Source organism: Streptomyces sp. NPDC002577 (assembly GCF_053594815.1).
Genome location: NZ_JBSFWK010000018.1, coordinates 24,197 through 40,945, shown reverse-complemented (window position 1 = coordinate 40,945; position 16,749 = coordinate 24,197). Strand labels below are relative to the sequence as shown.

Annotated in this window: 11 protein-coding genes; 2 read left to right on the top strand and 9 right to left on the bottom strand. The window is 68.5% G+C overall.

Translation table 11 applies throughout. The annotated features are described in order from the left end of the window. Nucleotides 1-62: 62 nt before the first annotated feature. From ACWD4J_RS22880 to ACWD4J_RS22860, 5 genes are all read right to left on the bottom strand, one after another. Entirely contained in the window at nucleotides 63-1,262 is a 1,200-nt protein-coding gene (locus ACWD4J_RS22880; RefSeq protein WP_451397266.1) for an ROK family transcriptional regulator, read from the bottom strand. 235 nt (nucleotides 1,263-1,497) lie between these two features. Then, a complete protein-coding gene (locus ACWD4J_RS22875; protein ID WP_451397265.1) occupies nucleotides 1,498-2,442 on the bottom strand; it encodes a carbohydrate ABC transporter permease in 945 nt (314 codons plus the stop codon). A 12-nt stretch (nucleotides 2,443-2,454) separates the two neighbouring features. Then, nucleotides 2,455-3,378 carry a carbohydrate ABC transporter permease gene (locus ACWD4J_RS22870; RefSeq protein WP_451397264.1) on the bottom strand — a complete coding sequence of 308 codons (924 nt, stop codon included), beginning with the start codon at nucleotides 3,376-3,378 and terminating at the stop codon, nucleotides 2,455-2,457. 51 nt (nucleotides 3,379-3,429) lie between these two features. Then, nucleotides 3,430-4,905 carry an N-acetylglucosamine/diacetylchitobiose ABC transporter substrate-binding protein gene (ngcE, locus tag ACWD4J_RS22865; RefSeq protein WP_451397263.1) on the bottom strand — a complete coding sequence of 492 codons (1,476 nt, stop codon included), beginning with the start codon at nucleotides 4,903-4,905 and terminating at the stop codon, nucleotides 3,430-3,432. A 535-nt stretch (nucleotides 4,906-5,440) separates the two neighbouring features. Beyond that, a complete protein-coding gene (locus tag ACWD4J_RS22860; RefSeq protein WP_451397262.1) occupies nucleotides 5,441-6,886 on the bottom strand; it encodes a N,N-dimethylformamidase beta subunit family domain-containing protein in 1,446 nt (481 codons plus the stop codon). 358 nt (nucleotides 6,887-7,244) lie between these two features. Between ACWD4J_RS22860 and ACWD4J_RS22855 the strand changes: the two genes are divergently transcribed. Further along, complete coding sequence (locus ACWD4J_RS22855; RefSeq protein WP_451397261.1) at nucleotides 7,245-7,622, top strand: hypothetical protein; 378 nt, start codon at nucleotides 7,245-7,247, stop codon at nucleotides 7,620-7,622. A gap of 76 nt (nucleotides 7,623-7,698) precedes the next feature. Here ACWD4J_RS22855 and ACWD4J_RS22850 read toward each other — a convergent pair whose 3' ends face one another. From ACWD4J_RS22850 to ACWD4J_RS22835, 4 genes are all read right to left on the bottom strand, one after another. Next, nucleotides 7,699-8,775, bottom strand: a complete 1,077-nt coding sequence (locus tag ACWD4J_RS22850) for a lytic polysaccharide monooxygenase auxiliary activity family 9 protein (protein ID WP_451397260.1) — start codon at nucleotides 8,773-8,775, stop codon at nucleotides 7,699-7,701. Between the two features lie 338 nt (nucleotides 8,776-9,113). Further along, nucleotides 9,114-10,442, bottom strand: coding sequence for a DUF3500 domain-containing protein (locus ACWD4J_RS22845; protein ID WP_451397259.1), 1,329 nt, complete (start codon nucleotides 10,440-10,442; stop codon nucleotides 9,114-9,116). 50 nt (nucleotides 10,443-10,492) lie between these two features. Then, entirely contained in the window at nucleotides 10,493-12,058 is a 1,566-nt protein-coding gene (locus ACWD4J_RS22840) for a HAMP domain-containing sensor histidine kinase (RefSeq protein ID WP_451397258.1), read from the bottom strand. Then, complete coding sequence (locus ACWD4J_RS22835) at nucleotides 12,055-12,771, bottom strand: response regulator transcription factor (protein ID WP_451397257.1); 717 nt, start codon at nucleotides 12,769-12,771, stop codon at nucleotides 12,055-12,057. The genes ACWD4J_RS22840 and ACWD4J_RS22835 overlap by 4 nt, the downstream gene beginning before the upstream one ends. Nucleotides 12,772-13,008: 237 nt before the next feature. Between ACWD4J_RS22835 and ACWD4J_RS22830 the strand changes: the two genes are divergently transcribed. Beyond that, on the top strand, nucleotides 13,009-16,737 hold the full coding sequence (locus ACWD4J_RS22830) for a S8 family peptidase (RefSeq protein ID WP_451397256.1): 3,729 nt from the start codon (nucleotides 13,009-13,011) through the stop codon (nucleotides 16,735-16,737). The last annotated feature ends 12 nt before the right edge of the window (nucleotides 16,738-16,749 follow it).

Here is a 16,749-nt window from a genome sequence, read left to right as displayed (position 1 = left end):
GGCCGCACGTGCGACGTCAAGAAGTAAATCCTTAACGAGATGGCAACGGCTGAATTCGTTCTTTAGGTGAAGGCAGGGGTGGCGGCAGGCAGCGCATCATCCAAAAGGGTCGAATCACCCATCTCGCTGAGGGCGAGCGCGAGCGCCCCGAGTACTTCGGCGCGGCCCCCAAGTGCCCCGGGAAGCACGGAGAGTTGGCGCGCGGCGCTGGGGATGGCGTAGCGGCTGACGGACTCTCTGACGGGCCCCAGCAGCAGTTCTCCGGCCTCGGCGAGGTCGCCGCCGAGGACCACGCGGCTCGGGTTGAGCAGGTTGCAGAGATTGGCCACCCCGGAGCCGATGTGACGGCCGACGTCGGCGATCACGCGGCGGCAGCCCGGGTCACCCTCTCGCGCCAGTCTCACGACGCCTTCCATGGTCAGGTCGGTGCCGTGACTGGACTGGAGCAGCGGGAGCACGTAGCGCGCGGCCGCGAAGGTCTCCAGGCAGCCCCGGTTCCCGCAACGGCAGACGGGGCCGGCTTCGTCGAGTGTGATGTGTCCGATCTCACCCGCCGTGCCGCCGGGCCCCCGGTAGATCTTGCCGTTGATCACCAGGCCGGCACCGACACCGCTGGCGACCTTGATGTAAGCGAGATCACGCACGCCTCTGCCGCTGCCCCAGACCAGCTCGCCCAGGGCGCCCAGGTTGGCGTCGTTGTCCACGTGCACGGGGACGCCGAGCCGGCCGCGCAGCTCCTCGGCGGGCTTGGTTCCGGTCCAGCCCGGCAGGATGGCGGTGGAACCCAGGGTGCCCGACTCCACGTCGATCGGGCCGGGCACGCCGAGGCCCACCCCGGCGATCTTGGAGCGGTCCACCCCTATGGCCGCGATCAGCCGGTTGACCAGCTCTTCCGCCCGGTCGAAGCCTTGTGCGGAGGAGGCGTCCACGTCCAGCGGCTCGGACTCCTCGGCGAGCACCTGGTGGGCGAGGTTCCCGATCGCGACCCGCAAATGCGCGTGCCCGAAGTCCACGCCGATGACGATGCCGGCATCCCCGCTCAGGGACACGCTGCGGGCCCGCCGGCCACCGGCAGAGGTGGGCGTGACCTCGACCGTTCCACCGTCCTTGAGCTCCCGCACGATGTTGGAGACGGTCGCCGCGGACAGACCCGTCGTCCTCGCGATCTCGGCCTGCGTGAGGGCTCCGGCCAGCCGCACGGCGCGCACGACCCGCTCGAGATTGGCCCGGTGCAGCGACGACTGCGACCCCGGAGTCTCCATCGACCCATCCACTCCTGCCCTAGGACGGGCAGCGTCGATGCCGCCCGTGGGCCCGGTTCACGGCAGCGGTGAACCGGGCCACGTACAAGTTGTGAACTCCAAGCTCTGCCGAAGGGGTTACCAGAGTCAAGAGCTTGACAGAAATCGCTGCCCTTGGATCCAGGTCCAGGGCCGTGCCGATAGCCCGGTTCACGGGGCGTCCTCCCTGGTACCGGGCGGTGATGGTGGCCTGAGGCTACTTCAGCGCGCCTGCCGTGAGACCGGCCTGCACCTGCCTCTGGAAGATGAAGTAGACGATGAGCACCGGAAGCATGGCGATCATCATTCCGGCCATGAGGGCGCCCCAGTCGTTCTCGTAGCCCTGCTGGAGCGCGATCATCGCGAGGCCCTGGGTGAGGACGTACTTGTCCTCCTGCTGGTTGAGGACCATGGGCAGCAGGTACTGGTTCCACTGGCCCAGGAAGTTGAAGATCCCGATGCTGATCAGGCCGGGCTTGGCCATCGGCAGCATCACCTGGAAGAACACCCGGGTGTGCGAGGCCCCGTCGATCAGGGCGGCTTCCGCGACCGAGGTGGGCAGGGTGCGGAAGAAGGCCGTCATGAAGAAGACGGTGAACGGCAGCGAGTACGCGATGTAGACCAGGATCAGGCCCTGGTACGTGGCCAGCAGGGACGTCCCGGGGAAGTCGCGCAGCACGAAGAAGAGCGGGATCACCAGCATGAAGACCGGGAACGACATGCCCGCCACGAACAGGAAGTAAATGAATCTGTTGCCCGGGAACTCGAAACGGGCCAGGACGTAGGCGGCCATCGAGCCGAGCACCATGGTGCCGATCAGCGAACCGCCCACCACGATCGCGGTGTTGATGAAGTACTGGCCCATGTTCGCCTTGTCCCAGGCGTTGGACCAGTTCTCGAAGTGAAGGCTCGTGGGCAGCCCCCAGGGGTCGGAGAGGATGCCGTTGCTGGTCTTGAACGAGCTCCACAGCACCCACAGCAGCGGTACGCCGACCATGAGCGCCCACACGATGAGCATGCCGTGCGAGAAGACGTTCAGGATGCCGCCCTCGGAGCTCCGGCCGTCGGTCGGGCCGAGCTTCCTGGTGACGCCGGGCCTGGCCGTCGCCTCGCCCCCGGCCACGCCGTCGTCCTTGGCCACCCCGTCGATTTCGGTCGTCATGCGCCCGTACCCCTAGAACTCGATCCGCTCACGCCGCGCGAAGCGCATGGTGAGGATGGCGAACGTCATGGTGACGATGAGCATGGCGACGCCCATCGCGGATGCGTAGCCGAACTGGCTGTCACGGAAGGCGGTCTGGTAGAGGCGCAGCGGCATGACGTCCGTCGCGCCGTCAGGACCGCCCATGTTGACCGACATGATCTGCACCAGGGCGAAGCCGTCCAGCGCGATGATGCCCATGTACACCCAGCCCGTCTGCACCGTGTCCCACAGGAGCGGCAGCGTGATCCGGAAGAAGGTGTGCATGCGGTTGGCGCCGTCCAGCAGCGCGGCCTCGTAGATGTCCCGCGGGATGGACGCCATGGCGGCGGAGAACAGCACGACGTAGAAGCCGACGTGCGACCAGATCATCACCGCCATGATGCAGAGCAGGGCGATGCTCTTCTCGCCCAGCCAGGCGTTCTGCAGGCTGTCCAGGCCCACCGCGCCCAGCAGGGAGTTGAGCATGCCGTCCTGCGGGTCGGGGTTGTAGATGTTGAACCAGATCACCGCGATGATCGTGATTGAGATGACCTGGGGGAAGAAGAAGACGAACCGGTAGAACTTCGAGCCGGCGACACCGGTCACCACTTCGTTCTTACGGCGCTTTCCCCCGACGTTGAGCATGAAGGCGAAGAACAGGCCGAGCCCCAGCGTGACGATCGGCACGGCTATCAGCATGTAGAGGTTGTGACGCAGCGCGTTCCAGAAGTCGTCGCTGTTCCACAGCTTCTGGAAGTTGTCGAGGCCGACGAACTTCGCGGTGCCGACGAGCCCCGACCAGTCGGTCATCGAGATCTGGAACGCCTGGACGAACGGCGAGATCACGAAGACCGCGTAGATGATGAGAGGCAGGGCCAGGAAGCCCACGATGAATCGGTACTTGCCGTGCTGCATGGTGCTCCCCGGGCCCTTCCCCTCGGCGTGCCGTGCTGCCTGCCTACCCGGTCAGGCCGTGCGCTTGAACTTCTTGACCGAGTCGTCCTTGGCGACCGCGTCGCAGTAGGCCTGGGTCTTCTTGATCCAGTCGGCGGCCTTCAGGTCGCCGGTGAGCAGCTCGCTGGTGAGGCCGCCGATCTTCTCGTCGGTCAGCGCCGGGTACCACTCCTGGAGCTGCAGGCTGATCAGGTTCTCGCCGGCCTCCTTGAAGACCTTGCTCGCGGAGGCGAGGCCCGGCGAGAGCGTCATGCCGTCGGTGGCGCCCACCACGCAGGTCAGCGACTTGACCTTGGTGGCGAAGTTCTGGGCGTGCTTCTTGGAGAGCATGATGCGCAGCAGCTCCATGCCGCCCGCGGGGTTCTTGCCCTTGCTCGCCACGATGTAGGGCTCGCTCGGCTCGCCGCGCAGCGTGCCGTGCGGCATCTTGTCGCCGGAGCCGCCGTCGAAGAGTGCGCCCACGGCCATGCCGAAGTCCTTGGGCGTGGTCGGCGCGGACTCGTTCTCGACCCAGGAGCCGTTCGGGATGAAAACGGCCTTGCCCTTGTTCCACGCGGTCTGCGACTGGATGTGGGTCAGACCCTGGCTGCCCGCCAGGAAGTACTTCTTGGCCGCGAGCTCCTCGTAGTGCTCGACGACCTGCTTGACCGCGTCGTTGCTCGTCCAGGCGTTCGGCTCGAGGTTGTCGATGGCGATCCAGCCGTCCATGCCGCCGATCTTGGCGATCTGGGCGAAGAGGTTGAAGTGGACGTAGTACGGATACTTGCCCGCGTACGTCCAGGGCGCGATGCCCTCCTTCTTGATCTCGCCGCAGAGCGTGACCATCTCGTCGAGGGTCTTGGGGTACTCCCAGCCCTTGTCGTCGAGGAGCTTCTGGGAGTACCAGGTGCCGTAGATGGTGAAGGCGTAGTACAGCACGTCGAAGACGTCGCCGTGCTTGCCCTTCTCGATGGTGCTCGGGTGGATCGTGTCCTTGACCTTCTTGCTCGCGTCGTCGATGGACGCGGCCTCGAGCAGCGCGTTCAGGTCCTGCAACTGGCCCTGCGTGGACAGCTTGTTCATGTCCAGGTGGTCGGCGCCGGAGTTGTCGATGACGTCCGGCGGGTTGCCGCCCGCGAAGCGCGGGGTGAGCTTCGGGCCGACCTGCTGGGTGCCGGTGTGCTTGACCTCGGCGCCGTAGGTCTTCTTGTAGTCGGCCTCCGCGTCCTTGGCGTACTGGTCGCCCAGACCGCCCTTGAAGATGAATGCCTCCAGCGGAGCGCCCTTCTCCACCCCCAGCGGGTTCTTCGCGGACGTCTTGCCGGGGGCCTTGCTCGGCTTGCTCTCACCGCCGCCGCCACCGCCGGTGGCACACGCGGAGAGGAAGCCCATCGTGGGAACGGCGATCAGGCCCAGCGCCGCGGACCGCTTGATCAGATCACGGCGGCCGACACCCGCGTGGTTGCTGCCGGCGTTCTCGGGGGTGCTCTGGCCGGAAGTGGGTCCCATGCTCAAGTCCTCGCCTTCTCCAGGACTCAGGCGGTGAACCGGATCCTCCCCGGCACCGCGATGATGTGCTGTGACTTCCCGGGAGGCAACCCCCGGGCCCCGGCCACAGGGCCGGGTCGGACGGCGTACTCGGTGCGCCCCTGACAAGGGGGTTGGGTGGAGCTGGGTCGTGCGGGGCACGGGGACCGACTGGAACACACGGTTGCCGGCACTGCTGAGAGCGCATTCGGTGCCAGTGAAACCGTCTCCATCACCCCCGCCCCCCTGGTCCGCCCACGGCCGGTCGACGGCCATACGGACGCCGACAGGTATAGTCCACTTTCCGAGGCAGGGGCAAGATCGAAAACAGGTTTGGTCGGCAGTCTTTCCCGAGTTGAGACCTGGGAGTAACGCCCGGGCCCGTGCGACACCGGGGCAGAAACATATGAACTGCCTGTGAATTGACTGCATGCCGGCCGAGCGGCCCTCGGCGTTTCTCCCGGCGCCTTCTGGATGGCGGCCACCCGGCGATGCCGGCCCGTAGGCCGGCTCAGACTTAGGCGTACACCGTGCGCAGGTTGTCCTTCGCCGGGCGGGTACGGCCGGCCGGGCCCTGGGCGAAGACGCGGAGCATGTTTTCGGTGACGCGACTGGTGAACGCGCCTGCGCGGGCGTCGAGATGATGGTTGCCGCTGCGGCCGTCGCCGTGTGCGTCGAGCGCCTCGACCCAGCGCATCGTGCCCGTGGCGAAGACGCCCGCACCGCTCGGCACGGTGTAGTAAGCGCTGTTGTGGTGGCTGCGACGGCCGTCGCAGACCAGGGGAGAGTGCGCCAGGAGCTCGATCGGGCGCGGGGTGGGGAAGCCGGTGTCGACCCGGTCGTACTCGACGCCGACCAGGTGCGGGAAGCTGTCGCCCGCCTTCACCCCGGTCCCCTCGAACAGCCAGTGCCCGGGGTGGGTGACCACATAGGGGGCGTCCGCCGGATAGCCGTCGTAGATCACGCCCAGGAGGGAGCTCTCCGGCGCGGCACCGGGTCCGGCACGGAAGTCCGTCGTGGCCGGGCGGCCTTGCTGGAAGCCGGGGTCCTGCTCGTAGGCGGTCTTGTAGCAGACCACCGTGCGGTCCGCCCCCAGCTCCGTGTCCTCCAGCCGGATGCGCCGGAAGCAGCAGTTGGCGCCGAGGATCGCCACGTTGCTCCCCGCGTCCCGCGCGGCGGTCACATGCGCACGCTGCTCCGGCGACCAGTACTCGTCGTGGCCCAGCGACACGAGGGTGGTCGCGCCCTTCAGGAGGTGCTCGTCACGGGCCACGTCGACGCCGGTGGTGTAGGCGAGCGGGATGCCGATCCGCTCGGCCAGCGCGATCAGCGGTGCCTCGTACACGAGGAACAGGCCTGCCCCGTCGGCGTATTGGTAGGGCCGGTCGAAGGTGACGGTCAGCGAACGCGTCTGGTAGCTCCCGGACTCGCCGAGATAGCTGCTGTAGCCGCCCCAGCGGTTGTACGCCTGCCAGGTGCTCACCGCGTTCATGATCACTGTCAGTCCCGCGGTGGACGCCGACCGCACCGTGAGCGGTACGAAACGCTGGCCCGCCCCACCGTGCGCGTCGAGGCGGAGCAGATAGCTGCCTTCCGGCCAGCCGGTGGTGTGCACCGTCGTCGTGCGCGGCCACCGGGTGTGCACCATGCGGGTGCGCGCATCGAACGCCGCTTCCGGCTGGCGCCTGCCGGGCAGGTCCTGGGAGCGCCACACCAGCCGGGCGCGGGCCCCGCCGTACCAGCCCATGCGGTACGCCGAGACCGTGAACCGGGAGGCCGTGGTGGACACATGCAGCCCGAACGACTCCCCCGGCAGCACGCTGACCCGGTCGGCGTACCCCTCGATCGCCCCCGCCGGACCGGCCTTGGTCACGCGCCAGTCCCGGTCGCCGCGGCGGGCGTTCTCCGCCTTCGTGTCGAGCGGGCGCGGTGGGGCGGGCTTGTGGAGGGGTTCGCTCCTCACCTTGCCAACGGGCTCCCGGGTGGGGCGGCCCTGCTTCGCCGCGTCGTGGCTCGCGCACCCGGCGAGCCCACCGAGTGCCGCCGCGCCAGTCCCTGTGGCCAGCGTCAAAAACTGTCGCCTGCCTGGGCCTTCACCCGCGCGATCGGTCGCCTGTTGCGTCATGCCGGGCACGCTAGGACGCAGGCCGGAGAAGACTTCGCCGGATGAACCGGTGCGACGCGATCTTCACTCCAAGTGGCACATGAGGTGGCGCCGGCCGGCCCACGCAGGTCAACGGCGAGCCGTGGCCCCCTTACTTCGAGTGACGGTACCGTCGTACACAGGACCACGGCGCGTACCCACGTCCACACTCGCACCCATGGGAGCAGTGATGATCAACCCCCGGGGAGAGCGGGCCACCGAGGACACCTGGATGTTCCCGCCGGCGGACGGCTGGACCTTCGACCAGGTCAAGCACTTGGAGCTGCCCTTCGACTGGGAACTCGTGGACGGAGTGATCGTGGCCCGGGGGCAGATCAAGCTGTGGCACAACTATGTACGGGACGGCATCGCGGACGCACTCAAGGCAGCCTGCATCGAGCCTTACGAGGTCGTGATCGAGCAGTGCGTCATGTTCGACGACCAGAACACCCCAAAGCCCGACGTCATCGTCTGTGACCCCCGCGAGCTGAGTTTCTTCGAGATCGAGTGCGTACCCGTGGAGACGGTCATGACCGGGCAGGGCACACAGAAGTGATCCCGCCTGCAGGCTCAGCAGGCGGGACCGTGGACACGTGGGCGGGAGCCGGTGTACCGCTCCCGCCCACCGATCGTCACCCTGGCCGGCAGGCCAGATCGGTGGCGGGATCATCCCCTGAACCGGTGACGACGTAGCCGAACGTCGTACTCTCACCCGGATCCAGGGACCCGTTCCAATCGGCGTTGTGCACCATCACGTCCTGGCCCTCGGTCGTCACGGTGCCGTTCCACAGACTGTCGATCGCCTGCCCGTCGGGCAGCGTCCAGTCCACCATCCAGCCGAGCAATGGGATGTCGCCGGAGTTGGTGACGGTCACCTCGGCCTGGTAGCCGCCGGACCAGGTGCCGGTGGTACGGCGGGTGGCGGAGCACTCGCCGGCCGGCGGCTCGGTCGGGGTGTCGCCCGGGTCCTTGATGCCCGTCACCTCACCGTTGCCGCCGTCGAAGACGACGTCGGAGCAGGAGTAGAAGGTCTCCTGGCTGTCCGAGCGCTGCCACACCATGTAGATGATGTGGCGGCCGTCCTTGCCCTCGGGCAGCGTGCCCGTCCACGAGTAGTTGGCCTCGACCGTCCCCGGCGTGCCGTTCAGCGGCGGGTGATCGGCCGTGAGGAAGGGCTCTTCCTCCATGTCGTCCCAGGTGAGCGGCTGGGTCGGGTCGAAGCCGTCCTTGGTGATGTAGACGTAGAACCAACCCGGGTGCGCGGCCCATGCGTTGTACGAGAAGTCGACCGTCGATCCCGCCGTGAGATGCGTGAGCGGCCAGTCGTCGCGCGGCAGGTTGAACCCGGTGAAGTTCGTGTTCCCGCCGCTGCACAGCTCTCCGTCGGGGACGAAGCCGCGGGTGCGGCCGCCCCCGTCCGAGCGGAGCACGGAGAACCAGTTGTAGAACGGCGTGGTGCCGCTCACCTGGGCGGCTGCCGCGCACGCCGGGTTGACGGGCTTGATCTCCCCGGTGTCCGTGAGCCCGTCCTGCCAGCACAGGAAGGTGCGGCTGCCGGGCTTCATGGGCGTGCCGTGCGCCTCGGCCTTCCCGCCTGCCGTGAGGACCAGTCCCAGGGCCGGGATCGTGGTGAGCAGGGCCAGGAGGACGAGGAAGAGGGCTCTGTGTCGGCGGGGCAACAGCGGTAATCGCAGTGTTGTAGCGGACATGACAACTGCGTCCCTTCGTTGTCGATGACTCGATGGTCGCGAGGAAGGTGCGCGTGGGATGGGAGCACTCCTTGGGGCGGGTTCCGGTCCGCTGAATATGGGAGCGCTCCCATCTCACTGCTCGTGAAGTTAGCGAGGGCCGCCACAGTTGTAAACGCCCGGCGCAGCAAGCAGCACCGACACATCAGGGCCGTCTGTCCACCGCTGCGTCGTCTGTCCGCCGATGCCCACCTGTCCGCGGGCACACGAGGGCCGCACCCCCGTGACGGCGGGCGCGGCCTCGCGATGACTGGAAACCCTGTTCAGCTCGCTCAGCTCACCGGTGGATCACTGGTGGATCACTGGTGGTGAGGAGACGTCAGATAGTGCTGTCGAAGGAGCTCCTTTCCGTAGTCGTTGCCGTTCGGCGTGCGGATGATGGAGTGGACGTGCTTCTGCGTCGCGCCGCTTCCCTGCGCCGCGCCGTAAGCACCCGCGAGAGGGCCCGGTGCCTGGCAGTCGACCTCGATCCAGACGACGGGGCTGTGCACCCGGATATAAAAGGCGGAGTCGTCCTCGATACCGCCGGCCCAGGTGACGTAGGTGTCGCCCAGGTGCTTGCGGATCTCGGACATGCGCACCTTGGCGGCGTCCGCCTTGGCGCGGCCGACGAACGCCTCGGCGACGGCGAGGAGCTTGAGCTTCTGGGCGCCGGTGAGTGCGTTGCCCCGGATGCCCGCGTACTCCTGAACGGTGTTGTCAGAGAAGGCTCCTGCCTTCATCGACTCGTTGGACTTCGTCGAGGACGCGATGGCCACCTTCTGCTGGGCCTCCGTCAGGGAGTTGATGAAGGCCAGGCTCGCCACGACCTCCTCGTGGCACACCGTCACGGTCTCCCCGTCGATCTCCATGGAGGTCGGCTCCGAGCCCCAGAAGCAGGGGCTCATGACGACCTGGTCGCCGAGGACGAAGTAGTTGATGACCAGGTGGTGGCCGTCGAACTGGAAGCCCCAGGGCTCAGTGGCGGACGGGGTGCCCATGACCGTCCAGTAATAGGCGTTCTCGTTGAACGAGTTGGTGTTATTGATCGCCTCGCCCGCCGCCTGGTTGATCTTGCGGATCTTCTCCGTGATCTCCAGGCCGTCGGCGCTGAGGGCCGACTTCAGCAGGGCGGTGCCGAGCGCCTTCTGGTCGTCGGAGAGGTCGGCGAGGCTGACGCCCTGGCGCTCGTACGAGTCGACGTTGCTCCACAGCCGCCACTCGGTGGAGTGCACGGTGAACTGCGTCGACGACTTCTGGTCGTCGGTCAGGCCCGCCAGGAACGCGTTCGCGGCGGCGATCACAGGAGCGGTGGCCACACCCGTGGAGTGGATCGTGAACAGGTCGTCGATCTTCTTGCCGTCGGTGGTGAGACCGAAGAAGTCCTCGGTGATCGACTGGTTGCCGGGGCCGCCGGCGCCGCCGCCCGGACCGCCACTGGGAGCGCCGCTCGGAGCGGCGGACGCCGAGGCGTCGGCCGTGCCGGTGGTGTCGTCGGCGAGCGCGGCCCAGGCCCCGGCGCCGCCCATGGTCGCAACGGCCGTGGCGCCGCTCGCGAAGAAGACCTTGCGCATGAAGTTGCGGCGGCTGGCGTGCGCGCCTCGGCCGGTCTTCGCCTGCGCGGGCTCTCCGGTGTCGAGCTCGGTCATCGTCGCTGGCTCCCTTCGTCGTGGCCACGTCCCTTCCGGACGGCCGTGCGTCACGACTGTGAGGCCCCAACCTGAGCCGAACCTGAAGCCGCGTCCGAAACCGCGTCCGACGCCATGTCCGGGGCCGCGCCTGCCGGGGGCAGCGTGAGCGCGAACTCCGTGCGGCCGGGTTCGCTGTCCACGGTGATCTGGCCGCCGTGCGCCGCCGTGATCGCGGCGGCGATGGCCAGTCCCAGGCCCGTACTGCCGCTGCCGCCGCTGCCGGTGGTGCTGGTCCGGGACCGGGAGGCGTCGCCGCGCGTGAAGCGCTCGAAGACCGACGGCAGGAACTGAGCGGGGATGCCGGGGCCGTCGTCCCGTACGCGAATGGTGCAGCACGCGTCCGTAGCCTCCACCGAAGCGACGACGGTCGTCCCCGGCTGCGTGTGCACACGGGCGTTGGTCAGGAGGTTCGCCACGACCTGGTGCAGCCGCGCCTCGTCGCCGACGACGAGCGCCGGACGGTCGATGAGCAGCGCCAGCTCCCAGCGGTGAGTGTCACCGGCGGCCCGCGCGTCCCACACGGCCTCGGCGACCAGCGCCGCGAGGTCCACCTCCCCGGAGTGAAGGGGGCGGCCTTCGTCGAGCCGGGCCAGCAGCAACAGGTCCTCGACGAGCCCGGTCATACGGGCCGACTCGGCGGAGACCCGGCGCCAGGCGAGGCTGGACTCGATCCGCTCGGTGCCGCGGTTCATCAGCTCCGCGTATCCGGCGATCGACGCGAGCGGCGTGCGCAGTTCATGGCTGGCGTCCGCGAGGAAGCGGCGCATCCGTTCCTCGCTGCGCCGCATCTCCTCCTCGCTGCGCTGGCGCTGGGCGAGCGAGGTCTCGACGTGGTCGATCATGCGGTTGAGCGCGGCGCCGACCTGTCCGGCCTCGCTTCCGGGGTCGGTGTCGCGTTCGGGGACCCGGGTGAGGCCGGTCACCTCGCCGCGGTCCAGCCGGAAGCGCGACACCTCGACGGCGGTGGCGGCGACCCGGCCGAGCGGGCGCAACTGCCGCCGGATCACCACGGCGCACACGCAGCCCGCGACGGCGAGGCCGACGCCGGCCACCACGGCCTCGACCACGACCAGTCGGCTGATCATGTCCTGTACGTCGTCCATCGGCAGCCCGGCGAGGACGGACGTGCCGTCGCCGCCGATGGCGGTGACGCGGTAGGTGCCGAGGCCCGGGACGGTGCGGGTGTGCAGCGTGCCGTCGGTCCTGATGCCGTCCAGAGCGGCACGCTGGCCGGCGGTGAGTACCTGCTGGCCGCCGTCCTGGGTCACCACTTCCGCGGCGATGACGTTCCCCTCGTCGTCGAACCGGGCGGCGAGCGTACCGACGGCATGCCCGCGCTCGCCGAGAAACCCCAGGTCCGTCTCGTCTCCTGGACGGCGCTGGATTCCGCCCTGGCTGCGTTCGGCGGTGTCGGTGACGCGCTGGTCGAGATTGCCGAGCAGATAGGCACGTTGGGCGAGGATCGTGGTGAGGGCCATAGCGGCGAGCACTGCGACAAGGGTCATGCTGATGAAGACCAGCAGCCGCGTCCGCAGTGACCGCCCGTTCAGGCGTGCGTGCCCGCGGGTGTTCATCGCCCGTCCCCCACCGGCCTGATGGCGTACCCCACCCCGCGCACCGTGTGGATCATCGGCGCCCGCCCCTTGTCGATCTTGCGGCGCAGGCTGGAGATGTACACCTCGACCAGGTTCCCGCCGCCGTCGAAGGAACTGCTCCACACGTACTCCAGGATCTGGGCCTTGCTCAGCACCTGGCGCGGGTGGCTCAGGAGCAGACTGAGCAGGTCGAACTCCTTGGCCGTCAGCTGGATCGACGTGCCGTCGCGGTGCACCTCCCGGCTCTCCTCGGTCAGGACCAGGTCCCCGAGGACCAGGACGGAGTCGTCGGCCTTCGCGTCCTCGACACCGGCCCGCCGCAGCAGCCCGCGCAGCCGCAGCACGACCTCCTCCAGGGAGAAGGGCTTCGTGACGTAGTCGTCGGCGCCCGCGGTGAGCCCGTCGATGCGGTGCTCCAGCGCGTCGCGCGCCGTGAGCATAAGGACGGGAAGCTTCGGGTTCTCGTACCGCAGTCGCTTGAGCACCTGGACGCCGTCCAGGTCGGGCAGCATCCCGTCCAGCACGACGGCGTGCGGGGCGCAGCGGCGGGCGGTCTTCAGGGCTGTCTGTCCGTCGCCCGCCAGATAGGGCCGCCACCCCGCCTCCGTCACCGCCACGGACAGCAGTTCGGTCAAACTGTGCTCGTCGTCGACGATCAGCACGCGGACGTGGCCGCTTCGGGTGCCAGGCATAGCCGGATGCTCCCCCGGTCGTCTGGGAGGAGCCTGTGGGCCGCATGTGCGTGGGCGACGAGTTCAGCGCTCCGGGCACCGCGGCAGCCGGGGCGGCGCTGCGTCCCTCCCGTGACCGAAGTGGGCCATGGCACAGCTCGGCCACAGAGATCCCTTGAGCGCCTGATCTCACGGCGACCACCCTGATCACAACTCCCGGCAGGACAGCCGGGTGTCATCAGGGGAGGCAGCAGACACATGCGAAGACTCCATATCCTCTGGGCCGCCGTGGGGGCGGCCGCCGGACTGCTCGCGGGTGCCATCGCGCCCGTGGCAGCAGCCGATCCGAGGTCCCCGGCCACCACGCCGGGGACCTCGTTGGCGAAGGGGGCCGGTGCCCGGACCGTCACCCTCATCACCGGTGACACGGTGACCGTCACCACCGCCGCGGACGGGAAGCACGCCGTGGACGTGCAGCGCGGCGAGGGGCGCGAGGCCGTCGAGTTCGTGTCGACCGAGCAGAACGGCGAGGTCAGTGTCGTACCGGTGGACGCGCTGCCGCTGGTGCAGGCGGGTCGGCTCGACCCGGCGCTGTTCAACATCACGCGGCTGGTGAAGCAGGGTTACGCAGACAAGGCTGATACGGGCGCCAAGAAGACGGGGACCACGGCGATCCCGCTGATCGCCACCTATCGGAACGGCAAGGCGGCCGAGGTTCCCGAGGGTGCGCGCAAGACGCTGGCGTTGCCGGGGATCGACGGGGCCGCGCTCTCCGCGAAGAAGGCGGATGCCGAGGACTTCTGGGCGGACATCGCCCCGGCATCGGCGAAGGACGCCGAGGGCGTCAAGAACTCCAAGCTCGGCGACGGCATCGACAAGCTCTGGCTGGACTCCAAAGTCAAGGTCTCCCTCGACGTCAGCGTCCCGCAGATCGGCGCCCCCGAGCTGTGGAAGGCTGGTTACGACGGCAAGGGCGTCAAGGTCGCCGTCCTCGACACGGGCGTCGACACCGGCCACCCCGACCTCGCCGGGAAGATCGCCGAGTCCCGGAGCTTCGTGCCTGACCAGGTGGTGCAGGACGGGCACGGCCACGGTACGCACGTGGCGTCCACGATCGTGGGGTCGGGCGCGGCGTCGGGCGGCAAGTACAAGGGCGTGGCGCCGGGTGCCGAACTGATGGTCGGCAAGGTGCTGGACAACTCCGGCTCCGGGGAGTCCTCCTGGATCATCGCGGGCATGGAGTGGGCCGCACATTCCGGGGCGGATGTCATCTCCATGTCGCTCGGCGGCACCGCGTACGCGGCCTCGGACCCCCTGAGCGAGGCCGTCGACGAGCTGTCCGCCTCCACGGGCGCCCTCTTCGTGATCGCGGCGGGCAACTCGGGCCCGGGCGAGCAGACCGTCGCCACCCCCGGCATCGCGGACTCCGCCCTCACCGTGGGAGCGGTCAGCAAGACCGACAGTCTCGCCTACTTCTCCAGCCGCGGTCCGCGTACCGGCGACTACGGGGTCAAGCCGGAGATCACCGCGCCGGGTGTCGGCATCGTGGCGGCCCGCGCCTCCGGCACCACCATGGGGACGCCTGTCGACGACAACTACACGTCGTCGAGCGGTACGTCCATGGCGACCCCGCATGTCGCCGGCGCGGCAGCGCTGGTCGCCCAGGCGCACCCGGACTGGACGAACGAGCAGCTCAAGGCCGCCCTCGCGAGCACCGCGAAGACCAATGCCACCAACTCCGTGTTCCAGCAGGGCGACGGCCGCGTCGACGTCGTGCGCGCCGCCACGCAGAACGTCTTCGCGACGCCCACGCTGAGCTTCGGGCTGTACGAGGACGGCGACACGGAGATCGGCAGCAAGAACATCACCTACACCAACACCACGGACGCGCCGGTCACCGTGAAGCTGAGCAGCTCCCTGACCGACGACTCGCTGAGCCTGGGCGCCTCCGAGGTGACGGTCCCTGCCGGCGGCACCGCCACCGTCCCGGTCTCCGTGGACCCCGCCAAGGCCGCGCAGGGCCGGTACGCGGGCCACATCACCGCGACAGCCGACGGCGTCACCGTCACCACGGGCGTCGGCTACGAGAAGCAGCCGAAGAAGTACGACCTGAAGGTGAACGTCCTGGGCCGCGACGGCGCCGACGCACCGTACGCGCTGTACACCATGCAGGAGCTGAACCGCGCCTATCCCAACGAGTACGGGTACATGGGCGGTTCGTGGACCTGGCGGGTCCCGGCCGGGACGTACTCCTTCGCCACCTGGATCCCCGAGCTGGACTCCGGCGACAATCCGATCAGCAGCTCGGTCGTCGGCGATCCGGAGATCGAGGTCACCGGCGACACGGAGGTGACGCTCGACGCCCGTAAGGCGGTCGAGATCAAGCCGGTGACGAAGGAACGCGACGCCGAGCACCAGGGCGTCACCACGGCGTGGCACCGGGAGGGCCCGGGCAGCAGCTTCGGCCTGACGTACTCCGAGGGCCAGTGGAAGGACCACATCTACGTCGCGCCGACCGAGCAGGTCACGAAGGGGACCTTCGACTTCTACGCGAAGTTCCGCCTGTACGCGAAGGAGCTGACGGCAAGCGTCACAAGCCCGGAGCAGTACACGCTCAAACCCGAGTACGCCAATACCTACACCGGCTTCCCCGTGAAGATCACTGGTGATCACACCGTCCAGGCGGTGGACGCAGGCGGCGGCACCGCAGCCGACTTCGAGGGCCTCGACGTGAAGGGCAAGGCGGTCGTGGTCGGCGTCGGCGCGACGGTATGGGGCCCGGACGAGGCGCTCGCCAACGCCACCGCGGCCGGGGCGAGCTATCTCATCGCGTACCGCAAGACGCCCGGTCGCTGGCTCACCGCTGTGGACAGCGCGACGATCCCCGTGATCACCGTCTCCGGAGAGGAGGGCGAGAAGCTCACCTCGCTCCTGAAGAGCTCCGGGAAGGTCACGCTGAAGCTGGGCGGCACGGAGATCAGCCCGTACGTCTACAACCTGGTGTTCCCGCAGTCCGGGGCGATCTCGGGCGACCAGACGTACAAGCTCGACCAGACCAACCTCGCCAAGCAGAAGGTCCGTTACCACGCAGCCCGGGCCGGCGCGATCAGCTGGGACAGGGCGTACACCTTCCGCCCCTGGCAGCTCTACGCGATCGAGTCCGGCAACTATCTGTACGTGGGCAAGGAGCGCACCGAGTACTACCTCGCGGACCCCGACACTCGCGTCTGGCACACCGCATACCCGGACTACGACGCCGGACAGCCTCTGTGGGCCAACCTGCGCACGTACGAGAAGCCGGGCACCGAACCCAGCGAGAACTGGTTCCGGCAGGTCGTTCGCCCCGCGACGGACGCCGAGTACGGTCTCTCGCAGCGCACCGGCGACAAACTCACCTTCGAGGTACCGGAGCTGAGCGACTCCACGCCCGGTCACTACGGATACGTGGACGGCACTCAGGACACGGCGAAGGGCACGCTGTACGCGGACGGCACGCCGGTCGGCGACCCGCTGTCGCCGTACGGCGGCTGGGGCAGCTTCAACGTCCCGGCGGCCGAGGCCTCGTACCGATTCGTGCTCGACACCCAGCGGACGGCCGACTGGGCGCCATACTCCACGAGCACCCACACCGAGTGGTCCTTCACCTCTGCGAACACCGACACGGAGACGGCGCTGCCGCTGCTCTCCGTCGACTACGAAGTGACGGGTCTCGACCTCCTCAACCGCGTCGAAGGCCCGGAGTCGGAGCTCGGGCTCTCCGTCCGGGATCAGGAGGGAAGCGTCGAGGCTCGCGATCTGAAGGCCTGGGTCTCGTACGACGACGGCACGTCCTGGAAGGAGGTGAACGTCGGGCACAGCGACGGCGGCCACCTCGCGAAGATCAAGCACCCGAAGGGCGCGAAGTTCGTGTCGCTGCGCGTCCAGGCATCCGACCCGGACGGCAACAAGATCGACCAGACCGTGCTGCGCGCCTACGGCGTGAAGTAGGCATCACAGCTT